Below are 20,296 nucleotides of genomic sequence, written 5' to 3' on the forward strand. Positions count from 1 at the left end.
GCTATGACTGACGAACGTATCCTTTCACGCGATATTGAAGCCACCCTTATCCCTCAGGGAGATCCGTTTACACTTCCTGAAAGTACCCGCGTCGTGATTACCCACCGCTTGGGCGGAAATTTTACCATCATGAGCGACCATGGCATGTATCGCGTTTCTAGCGAATATGCCGACGCGCTCGGAGAAGAAGTCGTTGCCGATGCGGTGGAAGAAGGCGAAGCAGATGGTCCTCCCAGCAACGATAAGATTTGGGAGCAGCTGCGGAAGGTGTATGATCCTGAAATCCCCGTAAATATCGTAGACCTGGGCCTCGTCTACAATATGGAGGTGAGTGAGGCCGGCGACGCCTACACCGTGCATGTCGACATGACCCTCACGGCACCCGGCTGCGGAATGGGACCTACGATTGCAGAGGATGCCCGCACCAAAATCATGGCCCTAGCCAGTGTCTCCGACGCGACAGTAGAGATTGTTTGGGATCCGGTCTGGAACCAAGATATGATCTCTGAAGAGGGCAAGATGATGCTTGGGTTAGTCTGAGGTCTCACCTGTCCAAATCTCAAATCGCTGTTGAGTTTTGGACATCGAATTTCTCCATGCACCTCAAGACTGAGACAGAGTAGTTTCCCTTGTTTTGGCTTGAATCGCGTTTTCACCAAAGATCACGGGGTAGGTCTTTAATTGGTTTTTCAAGTGTCGTGTCGTGCTGTCCATAAAGCACGCACTAAACGCGCGGCGAGACTGGGAGGAGTGGTTTCGGTCGGAGCCGTGAATTAGGTGATTGTGTAGGAGGACGACGTCCCCCGCCTCAAGCTCGACATAAACTCGTTTTTCTTCTGGCGCAAACTCAGCGGCCTGCCCGTCTGTTAGAAATCCGCTAGCGTGTGATGGGTTTATCAATTCCCGATGGGTTCTGGGGATCACCTGAACGCACCCGTTTTCTCGCGTCGCTGGGTCCAATGCTACCCAAACTGTCAGTTCTTGGTCACGGTCGAGGAAATTCCAACGGTCTTGGTGAAAGGGAAGAAAGGTGCCGCGTTTTGCTGGTTTGTTCATAAACATCGCTCGGTAACAGCTTACGTCGGAATTCGCATAAGCGCGGTTGCAGGCATCCTCAAACAGCGGATGACGCATCAGATTCAGAAATTCGGCATCCCACTCAAGTTCCTGGATTTTACGGTAGTTTCTGGTTGCACCCTTGAATCCTGATGACTGCTTTCCGGCGCTGTCGTATTCACCATTTTCGCTGTCTAGCTGCATTAATAATGAATCATAGTCTGTATCGGCCTTTCCAAGCATAATGGCGTCGATGCGGTTCTGAAGACGCTCGATCCAGTCTGGAGTAATTAAAGCCTTGAGGACGAGATAGCCCTCTTGTTCATACTGAGCCCATTCGTCTGCAGTGAGGTGAGTTTTCATTTCTTTTGATTTAGCACTAATCATGAATTAAATAAAAACGCAAAAAAATCGCCATAGAAGGCAATAAATCGCAGATAAATTACACAAAACGAAACTGTGCCGCAAAGACCTGATTACCTATCTAACTATCTCGAAGGCTCACTCACGGATCAGATTGCTTTGGTATTGCGTTCCTACTCTATCGATCCGATCTCGACCTGCTACTGGTATAATGAAGCGCCGTGGGACTTGGATTGGCGGACACTCGGAAGAACTTTTTTCCTCATTCCTGTAGCGGGAGAACTTGAATTGTTTTTAGATGGCCATCCGACCTTGGTCGCATCGCCTGGGAGTTGTATTGTTATTCCACCAGGCGTTCGGCACGCGTTGAGACTGAAAGACGGTCATGCTAAGCTCGAACAAATCTCTATTCATTGTCATATCCGTGATTCTTTTGGACGGTCCTTACTCAGTCGTGTGGCAGCACGAGTGGCCAAATTCCCAGACGCTTCATTCGATACTTGGATCGCTCGATTTCGAACTGCGACCCATCTCTTTGATAAAGCTCTAGAGGAAGGGCTCCTTTTGCTTAAATATACCATGGGTCTCTTACTCATTAATTTGTTCAAATCCGAACAAGAAGGCTGGTCTCTATCCAAGCAAATCGCATATATCGACCCGCGTATTGCATCTGTGATCGAAGAGGTGAACAGAGATCCGTTGGAGCATTATACTGTCGATCAGCTCGCCGAGGCCCAACAACTCACCCCGACGCAGTTCAGAAAGCTGTTTAAGCAGCATATGGGCACCACGCCTAAGATCTACCTCACTCGCCTGAAGGTGGATCATGCGAGTGAACAGCTCCGAACAACACGTCTAAGCATTAAAGAAATCGCTTATGAATGTGGTTTTCATCACGCCCATCATTTTCATAGCTGTTTCAAGAAACATATTGGCAAGACTCCGGGTGAATTTCGTCGTGGTGTAATCGTTTAGAAGGGCTGGCACAACTCACTCATCAAGTTAATTCATGGATTGAGAGGTTGTGGAAAGGTAAATTCATTCAGTATATTTTCTTTCAGTGACTCAATTGCCTCCTATTTCTTACGCTCCTGGAAAAGTATTTCTAGTAGGCGCTGGCCCCGGTGATCCTGGACTAGTGACCCTGCAAGCACGTGCCCTCATCGAGCGCTGTGATGTGCTTGTCTTCGATTACTTGGTCAATCCGGTGATTCACAACTGGGCCTCCGAAGACTGCGAGCACATTGATGTGGGGAAAAGTCCGGGGCTCAAGAAGTCTGCGGTTCAGGCTGAGATCGAATCGATCTTGGTGGATCGGGCGCTTCAGGGCAAGATGGTGGTGCGACTCAAAGGCGGGGATCCGTTTATCTTCGGGCGCGGAGGTGAAGAGATCGAGGCGCTCTTGGCGGCCGATATACCTTTTGAAGTCGTGCCTGGCGTGACTGCATCGTTTGGTGCTGCCGCTTATACGGGTATTCCCCTGACAGACCGACGTTTTAGTGGGAGTGTGACTTTGGTGACTGGGCACGAATCTCCGGATAGTGATACCCTGCGAGTAGATTTTAGCAGTATAGTGAAGGGCGGGGGTACCTTGGCGGTCTATATGGGTGTGTCTACGCTACCACGCATTGTGGAACAATTGATCGAGGGCGGCTGTTCAGGTGACACGCCTGTCGCTGTTGTGCAATGGGCGACTTACGCCTATCAGCGACGAGTCTTCGGGACCGTCGACTCGATTGCCGGTGTCGTTGAAGGCGCGGGCATAGCCAGCCCGTCGGTAATTCTTATTGGCAACGTTGTATCCCAGGCAGAACGCTACAATTGGTTCAGCACTGGACCTTTAGCTGACAAACGTGTCGTGGTGACGCGCGCAACTGACCAGGCTAGTGAGTTGAGCAGCCGCTTGGCGAGTCTCGGTGCCGAGGTACTTGAAATTCCGATGATTCAGACCCGCGCTGAGACAGACCCAGCCAGCGTGAGTGAAGTGTTTGCCGGAATCGCAAATTATGAGTGGATCGTCTTCACGAGCCCGAATGGTGCACGCTACTTTTTTGATCTATTCTTCCGTGCTTTTGAGGACCTACGGAGTTTTGGAGGGATGCGTATTGCCTGTATTGGTCAAGCAACTGCGCGTGAGGTGGACCCTTATCACTTAGCTGTAGATCTAATTCCCGAAAAAGCTGTGGCGGAAAGCCTAGCAGACGCCCTCGTCGCCACGGATAGTCTGGACAGTGCTAATGTCTTAGTAGTTACGGGAAACCGAAATCGCGAGACGCTCGTTGAGTCTTTAGAGCAAGAGGGCAGGGCTATTGTGGACACGCTCCAAGTCTATGCTACTGATCTGATAGACTTGTTGAATAACAAAGCCGTGCAGTCGTATTGTGAAAATGGGGCGGATTATGTGCTCTTCACGAGTTCGAGTACTGCTAAGGCTTGGGCAAGAAACGCCGAACAACTGGAGCGCGCGCCGGGTTCTACACCTCCCAAACATGTCTCTATGGGCAAAATCACCTCGAATGCGCTGGCGAATAATGATTTGCCCATCGATTTGCAGGCCGAGAATTCTAGCTTGGATGCATTGATTGAGGTATTGATCGAGGATGTCGAATCATGAGTAGGGAAGTGGCAGTCAAGGTGTGTGGTATGACGCGCGAGGCGGATATTGAGCACGCGCTTAAGCTTGGGGCCGCATACATCGGTATCATCGTTTATCGAAAGTCGAAACGGTGTGTGTCTTTGGAGCGCGCTGAGGGTTTATTGGAGCATATACCCGAGGGGAAGCGCGTGGTCGTTGACGTGAACGCTGGGACGGATGATCTCGAGCATTATCGCGATGCTGGATTCGATTTTTTCCAAATCCATGCAGACTACGAGATCGGACTCGCATCTCTCGCGGGATGGGCGGGTATTGTGAGTCCAGAAAAACTCTGGATAGCGCCGCGCGTGCCGCCCCTGGAGCCTTTCCCGCAGGTGGTCCTAGAATTTGCTGACACAGTCCTCACCGATACCTACTCCAAAGACGCACATGGCGGGACGGGTAAAACAGGGGATTGGGAGCGATTTAACACATGGCAGGCTCTCTATAATCACAAACGCTGGATTCTCGCCGGCGGCCTCAATCCCGACAATATTATCGCAGCTCGAGACGAGACGGCTGCCGATGTTCTTGACGTGAATAGTGGTGTCGAGATGGAACCGGGTGTCAAAGATCTACAGCTCCTTGAGACCCTCTTCGAGCGACTGCGTTCGTAAATCTGAAGGACTTACGATGCGCTCGGATCCTCAACAGCTCGTTGGTGCCATCGATGTTTCTCACACGTCGCACACAACGAGTAATACGGGTATACAGCGTGTTGCACGCAATCTGTCACGCGAGCTAAGGAGGTATGTCGCCGATCTCGATCTGCTCACATTTGACCTCTTCCAGTCACGTTGGCGCAGTTTAAATTCAAAGGAAATGAATTGCTTGCACCCGACCGGACAGGTGCGACCGAGTTCACGTCGTCGTCCCCGATGGACAGGGAGGCAGAAACTCTTCGGCTTATTTCAGCGATATCGTGTGGATTGGTTCCAGAAGCGTCCGCGTGTCGATTTTGTCTTATTCCCGGAGATTTACTCGGAGAAGGTTCAAGCCGAGATGGCGCGGATTCGTTCGTCAAGTTCAGCAGCCTGCTATGCTATTTTTCACGATGCGATCGCTTGGAAATTTCCCGAATGGGCGACGTCCAAAACAGCGATACGTTATCCGAACTATATGGATTCTCTCCTCGATATGGATGGAGTGATCGCCGTGAGTGAGGCTTCTTTGGCAGATCTCGAGTCATTTTGGCGTTCCAGAGGTGTTTCTGAGTCTTCCTGGCCACGCAGGACGGTCGTTTATCTGGGTGCTGATAATTCAAACGAGGCAGTCCGTCAGGTGCGTGGCAAACGCCCTATTGTTACCTGCGTTGCGACGCTTGAACCGCGCAAGAATCACTTGGCTTTGCTCTCTGGCGCGGCCTACCTCTGGGAGGAGGGCCATGATTTCGAACTGCGTTTGGTTGGAGGATTACGCCGGGAGGACGGTGAGGAAATCGTCGATGCTATTGGGCGTTTTCAGGAACGAGGTTACCCCTTGAGATGGGATGGCGTCGTCTCTGACCAGGAGGTCGAACAAGCCTATGCCGAGGCGGATTTTGTGGCATATCCATCACTGTATGAAGGCTATGGTTTGCCAGTCATCGAGGCCATGGTGCACGGCAAACCTGTGCTCACAACGCCTTGTGGCTCTTTGAGTGAAGTCGTGGCTGCGGGCGGCTGTCACGTATTGCGCGATACTTCGGCTTCAGCAATTGCCGATGGGCTCCGAGAGATGCTGACTGACTCGGCGTTGCGCGCGCGCCTCGGTGAAGAAGTCGTACAAAGAAAGCTGCGCACTTGGGAAGCGTGCGCAGCAGATATAATCGACTTTATCGGCGGGGCTGAAAACTAGACCTTATCGACGATCTTGTCGGCTAGGCCGTATTCAATTGCTTCTTCCGCGTTGAGGTAGAAGTCGCGATCGGTGTCTTGCTCAATTTTTTCCAGGGGTTGTCCCGATGCTTCGGCGAGAATGCCATTCAGCTCCGTGCGCAGTTTTTCCATCTCTTGAGCCTGGATGTGAATATCTGAAGCTGCCCCCGTCATACGTCCACCGATGAGGGGTTGGTGGATAAGCACGCGTGAGTGCGGATAGAGGTAGCGGTGCCCCTTGGTGGCGCCGCTCAGAAGAATCGAGCCCATGGATGCGGCCATGCCAGTGACGACGACATGCACTGGGGCCGTGATCAATTGCATAGTGTCGTAGAGTGCCATGCCAGCGGTGATGGAACCTCCGGGCGTATTGATATAAAAAGTGATGGGCTCGCCGGGCGCGTCCGCTTCGAGGTAGAGAAATTTCTCAGTGCAGTCGCGCATGGACTTATCATTCACTTCGCCCCACAGAAACACCTTACGTTCATCTAGGAATTTCTTTTGGATGAGGACTGAAAAGTGTTCCTCGGGCTTCTTGTCTTTTTCTTGGGTTTCCTCGTCGGCCATAAAATTTGAATAAGGTTGAATCCTGAAGAGAAATGGGGGTGAGCCTGTTTTGCAAACCCTGTCTACTTTTCAAGCATAGCAATGCGCCGTTCGTGCCGACCGCCTTCAAAGGGAGTATTGAGCCATTTTTCGACTATTTGAACCGCTAGGGTGTCATCCACCACACGGCCTCCTAGGGCAATGACGTTGGCCTTATTATGCGCGGCCGTCATTTCGGCAGACCAGATATCCCAGCAGAGCCCGCAGCGAATTCCCGCCACTTTGTTGGCCTGGATCGCTTCACCGTTTCCACTGCCGCCGAACACAATACCTGCATCACACTTTCCAGCGGCGACTGCTTCAGCAGCGGGACGAACGAAGAGTGGGTAATCGGTGGATTCCGGAGAGTGTGTGCCGAAGTCTTCGACTGCGTAATCCTGTTCAGTCAGCCAAGCTTTCACGGCTTCCTTTAGCTCGAAACCCGCGTGATCGGTTCCCAATGCAATTTTTTTAGCGGTGCTCATCGGCCGGAGAACGTGGCGGGAGCCTATCGTTGCTGCAACGGAAAAGAGGGGGCAATTTTAGGCAGAGGTGCCGAGGCGTTGCCGCTGATAGTTTCCTGAGGTAATCTGTTCGCACCACACGCTGTTTTCGAGATACCACGACACTGTGTTGCGAATGCCCGATTTAAACGTCTCTGCTTGGCTCCAGCCCAGTTCATTTTCGATTCGGCTGGAGTTTACAGCATAGCGACGGTCGTGACCGGGGCGATCGGTAACGAAAGTGATGAGGTCGGCATATGCCGAGCCATTTGTCCGGGGTTTCAACTCGTCAAGGATGCCACAAATAGTCTGCACGACTTCTAGGTTTTTCATCTCTGCGCGTCCACCGATGGTATAGACTTCGCCGAGTTGACCCTTGGTTAGCGCTGCCCAGATGGCGGTGACGTGGTCGGTCACATAGAGCCAATCACGTACGTTTTGCCCATCGCCGTAAACTGGCAGTTGCTTTTCATCGATCGCATTGAGGATCATCAACGGGATGAGCTTTTCCGGGAATTGGAAGGGGCCGTAGTTATTAGAACAGTTGGTAGTAACGACTGGGAAATTATAGGTGTGGAAATACGAGCGGACGATATGGTCGCTGGATGCTTTCGATGCAGAGTAGGGACTATTGGGGGCGTAGGGCGTCGTCTCGCAAAATGCTGGATCTTCTGGTCCCAAACTGCCGAAAACCTCATCGGTTGAGACGTGTAGGAAGCGGAAAGCCTTTTGGTCTGCTTCCGCTAATTCGAGCCAGTAGCGGCGCGACGCATCCAAGAGATTGAGTGTGCCGAGGACATTGGTCTCGAAGAACGGACGCGGTGAATCGATGGATCGGTCAACATGGGATTCGGCGGCGAAATTTACGACGGCATCAATCTTATTTTCACCGAGGAGTTGAGAGACCAATTCCAGATCACCGATATCTCCATGGACCTCCTTGTAGCGTGGCTCATCGATGAAATCTGCAAGGCTTTCTGAATTCCCCGCATAGGTCAGAGCATCAAGATTGACGATGCTTACACTAGGTTCGTTGTTGAGGATCCATCGGACGAAATTCGAGCCGATGAAACCGCAGCCGCCGGTGACGAGTAGGTTCATGAGAGAATGATGGTTTACGCTTTGATTAGACTGTGGCAGCGACTTGGGCTTCGGGCTTCCAGCTCAGAAGGGCATCCATAATGGCTTCATTGACCGGAGTGAGCTTAATACCCGCAGCTTGGAGTTTATCGGTGTTCATGACACAGTTGGAGCGCGGAGTCTTCGCTGCTTTGGTCATGAATTCATCGTTGTCGGTGAAAAATTTGTAGTCCGTTGGGAAGGGGTTGGTCCCGGTGGATTGCTCGAGTTGGACTCCGGCTTTTTTAATAAGCTCGACCACATCGCTGGTGTGGACTGAACCAGGATTGGTGACATTGTAGATGCCGAGAGGCAGACGTTTTTCCCAAGTAGCGAAGCAGGCGCTGACGAATTCTTGGAGCTGGGAAATGGAGTTCTCCGCTTCCAAAAGTGTCGGATAGCGCATCAACTTGGTAAGATAATTACGCGGGGACTCTTCCTGATTAAAGGGGATACGTAAGCGCCAGATGTAACAAGAGGGTGTGGAGGCGTGCAGCCATTGAGCGTTTTGGGCGCTGTAGCCCAGAGCTTCTTCACCCAGCGCTTTGGTTCCGCTGTAAAAGCTACAGTTGTTGGTGCGGAAAGAGAAGTTGGGGATGGATGTTTCCGAGAAGCCGCTGCTGTCAGGTGTATTTCCCGAGAAGATGCAACCACTGGAAACATGGCCCCAAGGGACTCCGGCTTCTCCACATGCTGCGTCAATTACCCCAGGGAGCACCGCGTTGCCGGCGACGCAATTGGCCTTGTCGGTTTCGCAGGCATCCACGTTTGGTTTTCCGGTGTAGCCGGCGCAATTGATGAGAAAGTCGGGCTGTTCGTTCTTGAGCGCTGCAGTGAGGGTTGCCTCGTCAGCATAGTTCAGTTCTTCGCGGCTGATGCTGCGAAAATCGATGCCTTTGCCCTTCAGCAGATCACAGAACGCTTGGCCCACATAGCCTTTACCTCCAAGAATAAATATCATGTTGCGTGAATTTGACGCTGCAGCACGCCCAGGCAACGGCTTTTTTCAGAAGAGAAAATGAATCGATGGAAACTCTAATGGCTCGTCTCCACTACAGGGCCCTTCGACTGGCCGATTTCATCGAGGAGTACGTCAAACCATGGCGTGTCGATGTCGAACGGTTTCCCTCCCTTGATGCGTTCAAATTCGATGGCACGTAAAACATTTCCTTTGTCTTCATCGTGGCCGATCACGCCACCCTCATGGCGCAGTGCGCATTCCACTGCCAAGTCGGTGCAGCTTTTGATCAGGCGCAGGTCGTCGACATTTGCTGCGGCTGCTCGCGCGAAGTATCCACTTTTTTGCACCAAGACTTTTTGCGCGTCGAGCATCTCGGCAAATTGCTGTCCAAACCATTTTCCGGGGTTTACGGCATCGAGCTTGACGTGTCCGAATGCATCACGGGGGACATCTTCACCCCGGGCTTCCATTTCTGCGACGATCGTTTCCACGCCAGCGCCCTCGGAGATAAAGATGTTTACGTTGTCCTGCTCATCCATGATCGCCTTCAGCCGCGCGGCTTCTGCTGAGATGTCGAAACCCATTTCTGGAATGAAGATCCCGTGGACGTCGTGACGTTCGCGGCTCAGGCCGAGTTCGGGAAGCCACGGTTTCGTCTTTAAACCGTCGTGATAAGCTTGCGCGGTGGCTGCTGTGAGCCAGCCGCAGTTGCGCCCCATCACCTCATGCACAATGAGCATGCGCGGGTTGGCGTTGTGCTCGGCGACGACATTGCTGAAATATGCGGCACCCTGCTCAGCTGCTGTCCAAGCGCCCAAGCTTTGTTTGATGGGGATGACGTCGTTGTCGATGGTCTTAGGCAGGCCGATTACCGTTAAATCGTAATCATTGTCTTTGAGGAATTTTGCCAAAGCTGCTGCTGCGGTGTTGGTATCATCGCCGCCAACAGTGTGTAAAATGTCCACGCCGTCTGTTACCAGTTGGTCGGCTGCTACTTTTTGAGGATCCTGTCCCTCTTGAACGAGGCCCCGTTTGACGCAATCTTTGACGTTAGTGAGCTTAACTCGGGAATTGCCGATGGGGCTACCGCCATACAGATGTAAGGTGGAGGCAGCAGCGCGCATCTCTGGAGTTACCGTAAAAAAATCCCCGAGCAAGAGGCCTTTGTATCCGCTCTTGTAGCAGATGATTTCGATCTCTGGATCGATCTCGCTGTAGCGTTCGATGAGACCGCCAATAGCGGATGAGAGACAAGGGGCGAGACCGCCAGCTGTGAGGATGCCTACTTTTTTCGGTTTCATAGTAAAGTGATCAGATGACTGCGGGAGAGGAATAAATGTGTCTGGGATCGTCAATAAACTAGCGTTCTTCTTATATCAGTTCATGGATTGTCTTAATGGTGACACATCCGAAAATCTACGGAATTGCCGGTCCGAGTGGTAGCGGGAAGACCACCTACGCAAAGCAGTGGTCGGCTGAGCTCGGGGGTGCGCCTGTTCTCGAGCTGGACGCGTATTATCGTCCTGCCGAGCCAGGAGAGATCATCGAGGATAGAAATTTTGATCATCCGGATGCTCTGGATGTCGAGCTCTTCGTCGCGCATCTGAAGCAGTGGAAAAGTGGCCAAAACATCGTGGCACCGATTTACGATTTTTCTGTTCACGCGTGGACCGGGGAAACGCTTACCATCCCAGCGGGCCCAATTTTGATCGTAGAAGGGATGCTGCTCTTACACTTTGCCCAGATCCGGGCGCTGCTCGACCACAGTATTTATCTAGATACAGACTTTGACGCATGCTACCGCCGCCGCCTGTTCCGCGATGTGAGCGAACGCGGGCGTACCGAGGCCAACGTCCACGAGCAATTCCGAAAAAATGTCCGCCCGATGTACGAAAGCTATGTGCTCCCCAGCCGCAAATGGGCGGATGAGGTGAAATGAGCGGGTGGTCATCTGGTGCGAGCTCAGCTATTTTATAGCACCAGGATTCAGCCGCGGAAAACGCAGAAAAGCGCGGAATCTTTTGTTGATTTTTTCTGGATTATTGGCGGCTGGCGAAGATCTAGTTCTTTCTCGAAAAACAGAGCATTCCCCATCTTGGGATCGAGTTCATAGCCACTAAAGCCAAAGTTGCGGTAAGCCTGCTGCGCGACTGTGTTTCCCTCGAGGACTTCAAGGGTCATTTTGCAACAGCCGGATGTGATAGCAAAGCGTTCGACTGCCTCGAATAGGGCGCGTGCTAGGCCCTGTCCTCGAAATTTTTTCACGACGACGGCGTCATGGATATTGAGGACTAGCTTGCATTTAAATGTGGAAAAAACCTCGAAGCAAATGGCGATCCCCGCGGCCTCGCCTTTGACATAGGCGATGAACACGGCGCAACTGGGTCGTTTTGACAGCTCGGAAATGAGGTTCTCTTTCGTGAAATCAGAGAGAGATTGGCCTCCGCCCATTTCATCCAGAGCGTATTCATTGACCAGGTAGACGATCGCTTCAGCGTCTCGTTTCGATGCGAAGTCGGCTTTGATTATCTCCATGAACTCTCTTTTTGGCAGAACGCTAACACAAAGCAACGATTCAGGATGCTAGGGGCGTTTTTTCCCAGCTATCTCCCTTAGCCAAAGAAGTGTTACCTCCGACGCACGACTTTCGGAGACCGGGTTGAGCCAGCTTTTTCTATGCAGCGGGCAACGGACGAGCCTGGGGGATTTCACGGTTCCCCACTGAACGAATTTGTGATGCAGATAGCTCAAGGATAGCTGCAGTCTTGCCATCGAGAGTCACAAATTCGACCTCGAAGGCTAATCCATTGTTGTGAATGTGGAGGACGGCGCCGATATCTCGTGCCTCAAGCGCATATTCCTCGATGGCTTCAGTGAGAATAACCCGATCATGTTCTTTGATCATAAGTTCAATTTATGCGGGGTAGCTGCTCATCTTTCAGTCAAAAAACCGCATCACTTTTTTCATGCGGCTTTCGGGGAGTTGGTTGAGGGTGTGGCGATAGGTGTTTTCGATTTCGCTGAGGGATCGGGTTTCTTGCAGGGCTAGGATGCCACGGGAGTTGGCCTCGGCTAGGGTGCGGGCGTCGAAGAAGAGCATGCTTGCGGCTAAGGGTGTTACTTTCACGACGGTGCCGTGGGGGCCATGGGTCCAGACATTGTGGAAACCGAATTCCCCGCGGGCTGCCTTGTAAGACATCGGTTCGACAGGATCGCCATAGGTGTCACAGGCGCGTTCCATGAGTGCTATATCTTCTTGGGTAATCCCGTAACTGCCGATGTAGCCGCCGGCTTTCATGACTCTTCCGACACGCTCGTCCAACTCCTCCAACTGCATCTCACCGTCACAGCCGTAGCCTGATACGCCGTAGAGTGTTGGCACATCGAGCTGGATGAGTGCAGACATGACAGAAAAGTCGACCATCGCCGTTTTTGCCGGTGCCGCTTCTTTCCCGTCCGTAAAGGTGTCTGAGCCGATATCGACGCCGACGACCAGCTCGATACCTTTATCCTTCACGAATTGTTGCAGGCTGTCGCGTAAGCCGACAACGCCTGCTGTGAGCCCGCCCACGCAGACGTAATCGCCGGGGAGTTGGTCTGCCAAAATTGCTTCGCAGGGTCGGCGCTTGTCGACTCGGCTGTCCGAGTCGATCAATGCCAATTGCGGCTGCACGCGGTCTACCGGCTTCAGATCATCGAGATTGTAAAGCGTTGGACCCATCACTGCGGTGCCCCATTCGTCGGCTAGGGGATTGCCATTGGGAGTCCACCATTGGCAATTCACACCCCCCATCCCGATGTCCTCGACACCCAACTGTCGAAACAGACGTGCGAGCGGGATGCCCTGCACAATGTCGCCGCCTCCACCGATTCCGAGGATCAGGGCGCGCTTTGTGCTTAGGCCAAGTTCTACGATGCTTTTTCGAAAAGGGGAGTCTTGAGGCATAGCTCTTTATAGCAGAAACTCTTCCCTGAGCGTCACAAACCCAAACTTGCAGACATGAAGACACGACCCCTAGGACAATCCGGAATCGAAACCTCAATCATAGGTGTGGGTACCTGGGCAATCGGCGGATGGAGCTGGGGTGGCACGGATGAGGGGGCCTCCATTCGCGCGATTCATGCATCGTTTGATCGAGGTATAAATCTGATCGATACGGCCCCAATCTACGGGCAAGGGGTATCGGAGGAAATTGTCGGGAAGGCTTTGGTCGATCGCCGGGACAAGGCTATTTTGGCCACGAAATGTGGGTTGCGCTGGGATAGTGAGGACGGCGAATTTTCTTTCACAGATGGAACGATCAAAGTCTATCGCAACAACGCGCCCGATGCCATCCGCGAAGAATTAGAACGTAGCTTGAAGCGGCTGCAGACCGATGTGATTGATCTCTATCAAACGCATTGGCAGGAGTCCATTACGCCCTATGAGGATACCATGGCCGAACTCCTCAAGATGAAGCAGGAGGGGAAGATCCGGGCCATCGGTGTCAGCAACGTATCCACGGATATTTTAGGCGCCTACCGCGATGCTGGGCTGGTCGATAGCATCCAGGAGAAATTCAGCATGGTGGACATGCGTCATGTTGAGAATGGGCTCATTCCCTATGCCAAAGAACACAATGTGGCGGTGCTCGCTTATTCACCGCTGGATATGGGTCTCCTGACAGGAAAAATTGGACCGGAGCGTCAATTTCCCGAAGATGACATTCGCCATGGCAATCCACGTTTCTCTGTCGAAAGTCGGGAAAAAGTGGCCGTGCTGCTCGCTGACTTGCAGCCCTTCGCCGAGGAACTGGGCCTCACGATGACTCAACTCGTCATCGCCTGGAGCGCCACCTATCCGGGGGTGACTCACTTGCTCTGTGGTGCCCGCAACGCGCAACAAGCCGAAGAAAATGCCGAGGCGGCGAGCATCGATTTGGATTCAGGCGTGGTGGGCAAAATAACCGCTATCGTGGAGCAACACGCGGTCAGCCTACCGGATCCGTTTGGAGGTGAGGATTAATTGATCCGCTAATGGACGCGAATGCACGCTAATGTTAGGGTGCCGTTGTTTTTCTCGAAGACCGGGAGGTCCGATTATCTAGCTAATTTTTAGCGCCCGTTGAAAGTCTTTAGATCGATTCAAGCCAACCACCTCTCCTGTTTCACCCCCAAAAGATTCGCGTTTATCCGCGTGTATTAGCGGATTTCTTCCCTTAAAAGCTAAAACGCTCGCGGAATTCTCGGTGATTGAGTTCTAGGAAGGTGGGCTTGCCTTCGGGATCGGTTAGGGGGTTTTGGCAGGATAGTAAGGTGGTGGCGAGCGCTGTGTGGCTCTGTGCTGGATCGGACTGACGCGGCGTGCGAGCTAGGCGGAAGCGGCTTGAGAATCGGGCGAGGGTGTCAGCAGTGAGGGACTTTTGGCGTTCGGAAACTTTTAGGTTTCCGCCCACGAGATCATCGATCAGTGCCTGGAAATAGGGATCGACATCGCTCTCCTCTAACCAGCTCGGATAGGCGCTGATACGGTAGAAGTTGCGGCCGAAGGGTTCGACTTCGAAGCCGACTTGAGCGAGCAGAGGTATCTGCGCTTCCAGAATTTGGGCTGCCACCGGGGGGAGATCGAGCGGTTGGGGGATCAGGAGACGCTGACTGGAGGGCTGCTCGGAGTAGGTCGACTGCAGAACCTGCTCATACAGCACGCGGGCGCGGGCACGCGGGGGATATAGAATAATGAGGCCCTGGGAGGTTTCGAAGAGCATATAGCGCTCGTTGAGCCAGCCTTTGGGAATCCAATCGATTTTTGGGGTGGGTTTATCTCGATTCGTGTCTCTTGCACGCTGTGTTTCTGGAACGGGAGCGGGCCTGCTGGGCACGGGTTGTGGTTGGGCTTGGGGAATGGGAGTTACATTGATCGATGCGACGGGACGGGGCGAAGGTGTGACTGGAATGGGCTGAGGTGTTGTTTCGGGAGTTTTCGGTTGAATGGGTTCGACCCGATTTACCTGTCCTAAGTCCGGCGTCGAGCGTTCCACTGCCTCGCGGAGCACCCCGATGATCGTTTCCATGACTGTGCCGCGCACCAGGGCCTCGTCGCGAAAGCGAATTTCGCGCTTCGAGGGATGGACATTCACGTCGACGGCATCGGGGGGCACATCGACTGTCAGAAATGCTAGGGGGTAGCGCCCTTTAGGAATGAATGAATGATAGCTCTCGATGAGGGCGTAGTAAAGGGCGCGACTATCGACGGGGCGGCCGTTTACGAGGGTAATCATCTCCTGGCGAGTGGACCGGGCGACGCCCGGTTTGCTAATCAAGCCATGTATGTGGATGCCCGATTCCTCGCGTTCGACGGGGATAAGGTCCCGAGCAATACGACGCCCCCAGATCTCTGCCACACGATCACGCAGATCGCGGCAGACAGGGGACTGAAATTGAGTCCGTCCGTTTTCGACGATGGTGAAGGCCACTTCGGGATGAGCCACGGCATATTGGCGCATGAGCTGAGTGATGTGGGCGGCCTCAGTATTGTCAGTTTTCAGAAACTTGCGGCGCACAGGAACCGAGTGGAACAAGCTCGACACTTCGATGCGGGTGCCGGGGGCCATGCCGATTTCTTTTTGATGCATAACCTGGCCTGCATTGACGAGAATTTCGGTGCCTGACTGAGCCTCTTTGGGCCGTGTACGCAGAGTAAATTTCGATACACTGGCGATCGACGGCAGCGCTTCCCCGCGAAAGCCAAAACTGTTTATAGCGAACAGATCTTTGGAGTCGCGTATCTTTGAGGTGGCGTGACGTTTTAGCGAGATGAGGGCTTCCTCCGGAGTCATGCCATAGCCGTCATCCTCAATCCTAAGGTAGGATTTTCCCCCGTTGCGAAACTCGACCTCAATCCGAGTCGCTCCTGCATCCAAACTGTTCTCGACCAGTTCCTTGACCGCTGCAGCCGGGCGTTCGATGACCTCACCAGCTGCGATCTGATTGGCGACTTTGTCGGGTAGAATTTGGATGCGGGACATCAGTTCGATCCAGATGGGGCAGGCTAATTGAAAATCGCTTCAGGAAGGTAGGCGGTGATCGTGGTCAGCGGCGTATTTACCAGTTGGGATACTTTCAAGTCGAGCACCACGCTGCACAAGACATAGGCCTGTTTGGGCGAGACCGGGATGCGCCCCGTGATGTAATCGATAGCGCGCAGAACAGCGATTTTGCACGCCTCGCGAGGATCCTCATGTGAGGCAACAAAGCCGTGAAAAGGTTTTTGCGTATAGCGTTCGGGGATGAGGCGTCCACTGGTCTGCAAGTAGGGTCCGGCGAGGGGTGTTTGCTTGATCAGGTCGAGTTTAAAAGTGACCTGCATGGGCGCTTCCATGCCATTGATGGACACCTCGCCGTCTCCTTGAGCCGCATGACAATCACCGGCACAAAGCATCCCTCCGGTGACTTGAACGGGAAGGTGTAGGCGTGTGCCTGCCGTGAGGTGGCGGACGTCCATGTTGCCGCCAAAAGTCCCAGGCGGACGCGTGCGGAATGAACCGGGCTCAGCCCGCTGCACGCCGATAATTCCGCAAAATGGAGCCAGGTCGAGCGTAACGCCCGGCATCGAGTGGGTGACTGCGTCTTCGAGTTCCCAATGAAATAGAAAATGCTCTTTAACGAAATCGTCGAGCAGGCCCAGGCCAGGAATGATACTGGTCCAGGCATACCCACGGTGCTGGTAATTGAGGATATCGATCACTAACTGGTCGCCGGGCTCAGCACCGTCGATCGCAATTGGGCCCGTCAGGGCGTGGATTTTTCCAAAATCAATTTGGCCGAATTTTTTGCCGCTGATTCCGGGTACGACTTGATTATCTGAAGCGTCGTGACAGTCGAGGGTGACGGTATCGCCAGGCTGTATCGTGACGCGCGGTGTTGTCGTATTATCCCAACGGTTGTAGACGATCGAATCGTCGATGTGGTAATGGGCCATGGACGCACCATGGCGATTTCGATCGATTTTGCTAGAGAGAAACTAGGTTCGGTCCGTCCTTTGCTCCGGGTGTGACATGAAAAGGATTTTTGAACTATGTGTCTTTGTTTTGTCTGTATTAGGGACGTCTGCGGTGACGGTGGAAGAATCCAAGTTACCAACCGGGGCCCTCGTGCGATTGGCGACACCCGAAACTTGGAAGGGTCAGGTTGCTTTCTTGGCCCATGGTTACATGCCCGAGGACTATCCGCTCTATGCTTATTTTGGTCTGGAGGATGAACCGCAAAAGACCCTTTTAGATGCCGGTTGGGCGGTGGCATCTTCGTCGTATCGCCGCAATGGTCCGATCGTAGCAGACGCTATGGATGATATGATGGATTTGGTGAGCTGGGTTGAGGGAAAGCTCGGCGAGCCCAAGACTCAGATCCTGGTCGGAGGCTCGATGGGAGGCGCGATCACTGCCCGTTTGCTCGAAGCTCAGCCAGGGGAATTCGACGGCGCGTTCATCATGAGTAACGCCATTTATTTTAAAGAGGACGGTAATCCTTTGGCTCCCATTCAACATCAGCCGGGTGTTCCTGTCGTTTTATTAACCAATGTCGACGAGGTGGCCGTGCCGCGTGCTTACGCAACAGTGGCTGGTGCTCAAGGTGGGCTGGAGCCGTTATTGTTAATCGTGGGTCGCGAAGGACATATGGCCTACAACGAGGTCGAGTATGCCCAGGCTGTTGGCGCCCTTATGACATGGCTCGAAACTGGTGAACGGCCTGTGCTCGGAGAAGATGTCACTGCTGAAACTGAAGAGCCGGCATCGACTTCGGTCTTTACTGACGGTGCGGCCTCGAACGAGATCATTCGCATTGATCCGCTGTATGGGAATTTCGTGGGTGGATTTACTCCTTCAGATATGGCTCAGCTCGGCTTGGAAGTCGGGGACAAATTTACGCTTACGGTAGACGGCGCGCAGCATGAGATCACTTATGGCACAACCTACAGCGATGTGCCTGTGGGGGATTGGGTCGCATTTGTGAGCCAAAATAAGCGCATCCTCTTTTGCATCAATTTCGGCCAGGCGGCGCGTGCGCTGGGTCTAGAGATTGGGGACGTGTTGAGCTTGGCGCGGGTGGATTAGGGAAGAGGTTTATCCGCGAATGAACGCTAATTAACGCGAATCTTTTTTACCGTAAGGTTTAGCCGGTGCGGTTACATTTGGATCCGTCCGGCCATACTAAAGGCATCAAAGAATTAAGCAGATAGTTATACCAAACACCTGTCTCGATTCATTGGAAAACATAGTGCCAAAAAATTATCGTTCATTGGCGTGTATTAGCGGATTCTTCAGTCTGGCGGCCTGAGATGGAATTAGGTTATGAGATTGAGTTTCTCAAGATGGGGCTTTGGGTGCGTTTCATGACTACACGCTTTGTTCTCCTTACCCTGCTTTCTATTCTCTTCGTCCACACTGCTCTGGCCCGCGCTCCGGTCTGGGAGGTGTCCAAAGAGGGTAATACTCTATACATTGGAGGAACGATTCACGTCCTGCGTACGACGGATTATCCTCTACCCGCAGCTTTTGAGGAGGCCTACGAGAAAGCAGATGTATTGGCTTTCGAGGCGGATGCACGGAAGATGAGTGACCCCGGTGTATCCGCTCTCATCATGAAGCGAGGTGCGTATCCGCAAGGAGAGACGCTCCTGGATCACCTGAGACCTGAAACTGTTGAGAAATTGAAGGAATACAGTGCGGGTCTAGGCATGCCATACACGTTTTTGGTACCCATGCGACCCGGCCTCGTCTTAAGCATGTTATCAATGTTAGAGATCCAAAAACTTGGCTTCTCTTACAAGGGCGTTGACGAGACCTACCTGACCCAGGCGGATGCCGATGGTAAGGAGCTACTTTTTCTGGAGTCCCTCGAAGAGCAGATAGATTTTATCGCACAGCTTGGTTTGGGTAATGAGGATAAGCTCATCGCTTACACGATAGAGTCTTCACAGGATATTTCTGGTATGCTGGAGGATATGGTCAGTTCTTGGAGAGACGGCGATGTGTCGAAGCTAGATAAGCTCCTTGTTCAGGAAATGGATGCATTCCGAAAGATTCGTGAAGATCTGCTCATTGGCCGCAACAAGGCTTGGATTCCCTCGATAAGGGCTTGGATGGAGACCTCCGAGATTGAATTTGTACTCGTCGGTGCGGGTCACTTGGTCGGAGAAGAGAGTGTCTTAGAACTGCTAGAGGCCGAAGGCTTTATCGTGAGGCAGATGGAATAAAAACGCGGTTAATCTGTTGATTGTAGACCATCATATACACCTCTTTCCAGAAGCCTGCTCTGAAGATCCGATCGCCTTTGCGGAAAAGCATTTCGAGCCGCATTGGCAAGATCTGGTTGCGCCTCCGGGTCGGAAAAGCCTTCAGGGTTGGGCCTCGGTTGACGCCTGCTTGCAGGACATGGATAGTGCCGGAGTGGAGATGGCGTGGTTGTTGGGTTGGTATTGGGAACAGGCGGATACCTGCCGACTGCACAATGCCTACTATGCGGATATCCTGCAGCTGTGGCCGGGTCGCTTTAACGCCTTGGCTTGTTATCACCCCCAACTGGTTCACGAAGAAGGTCCCGATGCATGGGTGGAGCGGATTTGGGCGGATGGGTTTATCGGTGTCGGTGAGCTGTTGCCGCAGGTGCAAGGGTTCGATCTGACCGATCACGCATTTGCGCGGGTGTTGGACATGATCGGGGAGCGCGACGGTTGGGTGAATTTTCATGTGACCGAGCCGGTGGGACGCACCTATCCAGGGCGAGTCGATACACCCTTGCAGCCTTTCGTTGATCTCGCCCGGCGTCACCCCAAAACGCAGTTTATTCTGTCACACCTCGGGGGAGGCATTGCCTTCTTTTTGGATAATCCCGTAGCTCGTAAAGGCTTAAATAACCTCTTTATCGATACTGCAGCGTGGCCATTGATCTACAGCGAATCAGCCGTGAAAGCAGCGATCCAGCTCGCTGGACAGAAGCGTGTCCTGTACGGAACCGATTATCCATTGAGGGTATTTCCTAAGCTTGGTCGAGAGCAGCAGATGAAGGCGAATCGAGAGCGTTGGCTGAGTATGATAAAACCCCACTAAGCGGCTTATTACGCATCTGCGTTATCTGCGGTTCAGGATTTTTAACCACAGATTTCAGGTATGCGGTCAATCAAGTGTTTTGTTGAATTTCCTTGAAATAGTTTTGTTTAAATTCGGTGCGATTGGCGTAGCCA

At 52.8% G+C, this 20,296-nt stretch carries 21 protein-coding genes; 10 read left to right on the top strand and 11 right to left on the bottom strand.

From position 1 onward, the window contains the following. Positions 1 to 3 precede the first annotated feature (3 nt). Positions 4 to 540 carry a putative Fe-S cluster assembly protein SufT gene (gene sufT / locus HRU10_04815; protein NRA26553.1) on the top strand — a complete coding sequence of 179 codons (537 nt, stop codon included), beginning with the start codon at positions 4 to 6 and terminating at the stop codon, positions 538 to 540. Between the two features lie 63 nt (positions 541 to 603). Here sufT and HRU10_04820 read toward each other — a convergent pair whose 3' ends face one another. Continuing rightward, positions 604 to 1,419, bottom strand: a complete 816-nt coding sequence (locus tag HRU10_04820) for a phytanoyl-CoA dioxygenase family protein (GenBank protein ID NRA26554.1) — start codon at positions 1,417 to 1,419, stop codon at positions 604 to 606. A gap of 96 nt (positions 1,420 to 1,515) precedes the next feature. On the opposite strand from HRU10_04820, the gene HRU10_04825 reads away from it, so the two are divergent. From HRU10_04825 to HRU10_04840, 4 genes are all read left to right on the top strand, one after another. Next, positions 1,516 to 2,394, top strand: a complete 879-nt coding sequence (locus tag HRU10_04825) for an AraC family transcriptional regulator (protein ID NRA26555.1) — start codon at positions 1,516 to 1,518, stop codon at positions 2,392 to 2,394. A gap of 85 nt (positions 2,395 to 2,479) precedes the next feature. Beyond that, on the top strand, positions 2,480 to 4,033 hold the full coding sequence (cobA, locus tag HRU10_04830; protein NRA26556.1) for a uroporphyrinogen-III C-methyltransferase: 1,554 nt from the start codon (positions 2,480 to 2,482) through the stop codon (positions 4,031 to 4,033). Further along, positions 4,030 to 4,671: a phosphoribosylanthranilate isomerase gene (locus HRU10_04835; protein ID NRA26557.1), complete on the top strand. Its 642-nt coding sequence runs from the start codon at positions 4,030 to 4,032 to the stop codon at positions 4,669 to 4,671. The genes cobA and HRU10_04835 overlap by 4 nt, the downstream gene beginning before the upstream one ends. A gap of 16 nt (positions 4,672 to 4,687) precedes the next feature. Continuing rightward, a complete protein-coding gene (locus HRU10_04840) occupies positions 4,688 to 5,890 on the top strand; it encodes a glycosyltransferase family 4 protein (GenBank protein ID NRA26558.1) in 1,203 nt (400 codons plus the stop codon). Here the strand turns inward: HRU10_04840 and HRU10_04845 are convergent. From HRU10_04845 to HRU10_04865, 5 genes are all read right to left on the bottom strand, one after another. Then, positions 5,887 to 6,477, bottom strand: a complete 591-nt coding sequence (locus HRU10_04845) for an ATP-dependent Clp protease proteolytic subunit (GenBank protein ID NRA26559.1) — start codon at positions 6,475 to 6,477, stop codon at positions 5,887 to 5,889. The two genes, HRU10_04840 and HRU10_04845, sit on opposite strands and share 4 nt — an antisense overlap. A 62-nt stretch (positions 6,478 to 6,539) precedes the next feature. Beyond that, the gene (rpiB, locus tag HRU10_04850; protein ID NRA26560.1) at positions 6,540 to 6,980 is read right to left on the bottom strand and encodes a ribose 5-phosphate isomerase B; all 441 of its coding nucleotides are present in this window, start codon (positions 6,978 to 6,980) and stop codon (positions 6,540 to 6,542) included. Between the two features lie 57 nt (positions 6,981 to 7,037). Then, the gene (gene rfbB, locus HRU10_04855; GenBank protein NRA26561.1) at positions 7,038 to 8,099 is read right to left on the bottom strand and encodes a dTDP-glucose 4,6-dehydratase; all 1,062 of its coding nucleotides are present in this window, start codon (positions 8,097 to 8,099) and stop codon (positions 7,038 to 7,040) included. A gap of 25 nt (positions 8,100 to 8,124) precedes the next feature. Beyond that, on the bottom strand, positions 8,125 to 9,078 hold the full coding sequence (locus HRU10_04860; protein ID NRA26562.1) for a sugar nucleotide-binding protein: 954 nt from the start codon (positions 9,076 to 9,078) through the stop codon (positions 8,125 to 8,127). A 74-nt stretch (positions 9,079 to 9,152) separates the two neighbouring features. Beyond that, positions 9,153 to 10,379 (bottom strand): pyrophosphate--fructose-6-phosphate 1-phosphotransferase, encoded by a 1,227-nt coding sequence (locus HRU10_04865; protein NRA26563.1) that lies wholly within the window; start codon positions 10,377 to 10,379, stop codon positions 9,153 to 9,155. A gap of 95 nt (positions 10,380 to 10,474) precedes the next feature. Here HRU10_04865 and HRU10_04870 point away from each other — a divergent pair, with 95 nt between their 5' ends. Beyond that, a complete protein-coding gene (locus tag HRU10_04870; protein NRA26564.1) occupies positions 10,475 to 11,017 on the top strand; it encodes a uridine kinase in 543 nt (180 codons plus the stop codon). 47 nt (positions 11,018 to 11,064) lie between these two features. On the opposite strand, the gene HRU10_04875 is transcribed toward HRU10_04870, so the two are convergent. The 3 genes from HRU10_04875 to HRU10_04885 all read right to left on the bottom strand — a co-directional run bounded on the left by HRU10_04875 (position 11,065) and on the right by HRU10_04885 (position 13,024). Beyond that, on the bottom strand, positions 11,065 to 11,613 hold the full coding sequence (locus HRU10_04875; GenBank protein NRA26565.1) for a GNAT family N-acetyltransferase: 549 nt from the start codon (positions 11,611 to 11,613) through the stop codon (positions 11,065 to 11,067). A gap of 139 nt (positions 11,614 to 11,752) precedes the next feature. After that, entirely contained in the window at positions 11,753 to 11,983 is a 231-nt protein-coding gene (locus HRU10_04880) for a DUF4926 domain-containing protein (protein ID NRA26566.1), read from the bottom strand. 33 nt (positions 11,984 to 12,016) lie between these two features. Beyond that, the gene (locus HRU10_04885) at positions 12,017 to 13,024 is read right to left on the bottom strand and encodes a DUF1152 domain-containing protein (protein ID NRA26567.1); all 1,008 of its coding nucleotides are present in this window, start codon (positions 13,022 to 13,024) and stop codon (positions 12,017 to 12,019) included. Positions 13,025 to 13,078: 54 nt separating this feature from the next. Between HRU10_04885 and HRU10_04890 the strand changes: the two genes are divergently transcribed. Beyond that, entirely contained in the window at positions 13,079 to 14,083 is a 1,005-nt protein-coding gene (locus HRU10_04890; protein NRA26568.1) for an aldo/keto reductase, read from the top strand. A gap of 193 nt (positions 14,084 to 14,276) precedes the next feature. Here HRU10_04890 and mutL read toward each other — a convergent pair whose 3' ends face one another. Together mutL and HRU10_04900 are read right to left on the bottom strand one after the other, a co-directional pair. After that, positions 14,277 to 16,082, bottom strand: coding sequence for a DNA mismatch repair endonuclease MutL (gene mutL / locus HRU10_04895; GenBank protein NRA26569.1), 1,806 nt, complete (start codon positions 16,080 to 16,082; stop codon positions 14,277 to 14,279). A gap of 23 nt (positions 16,083 to 16,105) precedes the next feature. Beyond that, positions 16,106 to 17,035 (bottom strand): acetamidase/formamidase family protein, encoded by a 930-nt coding sequence (locus HRU10_04900; protein NRA26570.1) that lies wholly within the window; start codon positions 17,033 to 17,035, stop codon positions 16,106 to 16,108. A 76-nt stretch (positions 17,036 to 17,111) separates the two neighbouring features. On the opposite strand from HRU10_04900, the gene HRU10_04905 reads away from it, so the two are divergent. The 3 genes from HRU10_04905 (at position 17,112) to HRU10_04915 (ending at position 20,162) form a co-directional block, all read left to right on the top strand. After that, entirely contained in the window at positions 17,112 to 18,167 is a 1,056-nt protein-coding gene (locus HRU10_04905) for an SAM-dependent chlorinase/fluorinase (GenBank protein ID NRA26571.1), read from the top strand. Between the two features lie 224 nt (positions 18,168 to 18,391). Further along, positions 18,392 to 19,309, top strand: coding sequence for a TraB/GumN family protein (locus HRU10_04910; GenBank protein ID NRA26572.1), 918 nt, complete (start codon positions 18,392 to 18,394; stop codon positions 19,307 to 19,309). Positions 19,310 to 19,325: 16 nt separating this feature from the next. Beyond that, a complete protein-coding gene (locus tag HRU10_04915; GenBank protein NRA26573.1) occupies positions 19,326 to 20,162 on the top strand; it encodes an amidohydrolase in 837 nt (278 codons plus the stop codon). The last annotated feature ends 134 nt before the right edge of the window (positions 20,163 to 20,296 follow it).

The organism is Opitutales bacterium, from assembly GCA_013215165.1.
Classification (GTDB): domain Bacteria; phylum Verrucomicrobiota; class Verrucomicrobiia; order Opitutales; family JABSRG01; genus JABSRG01.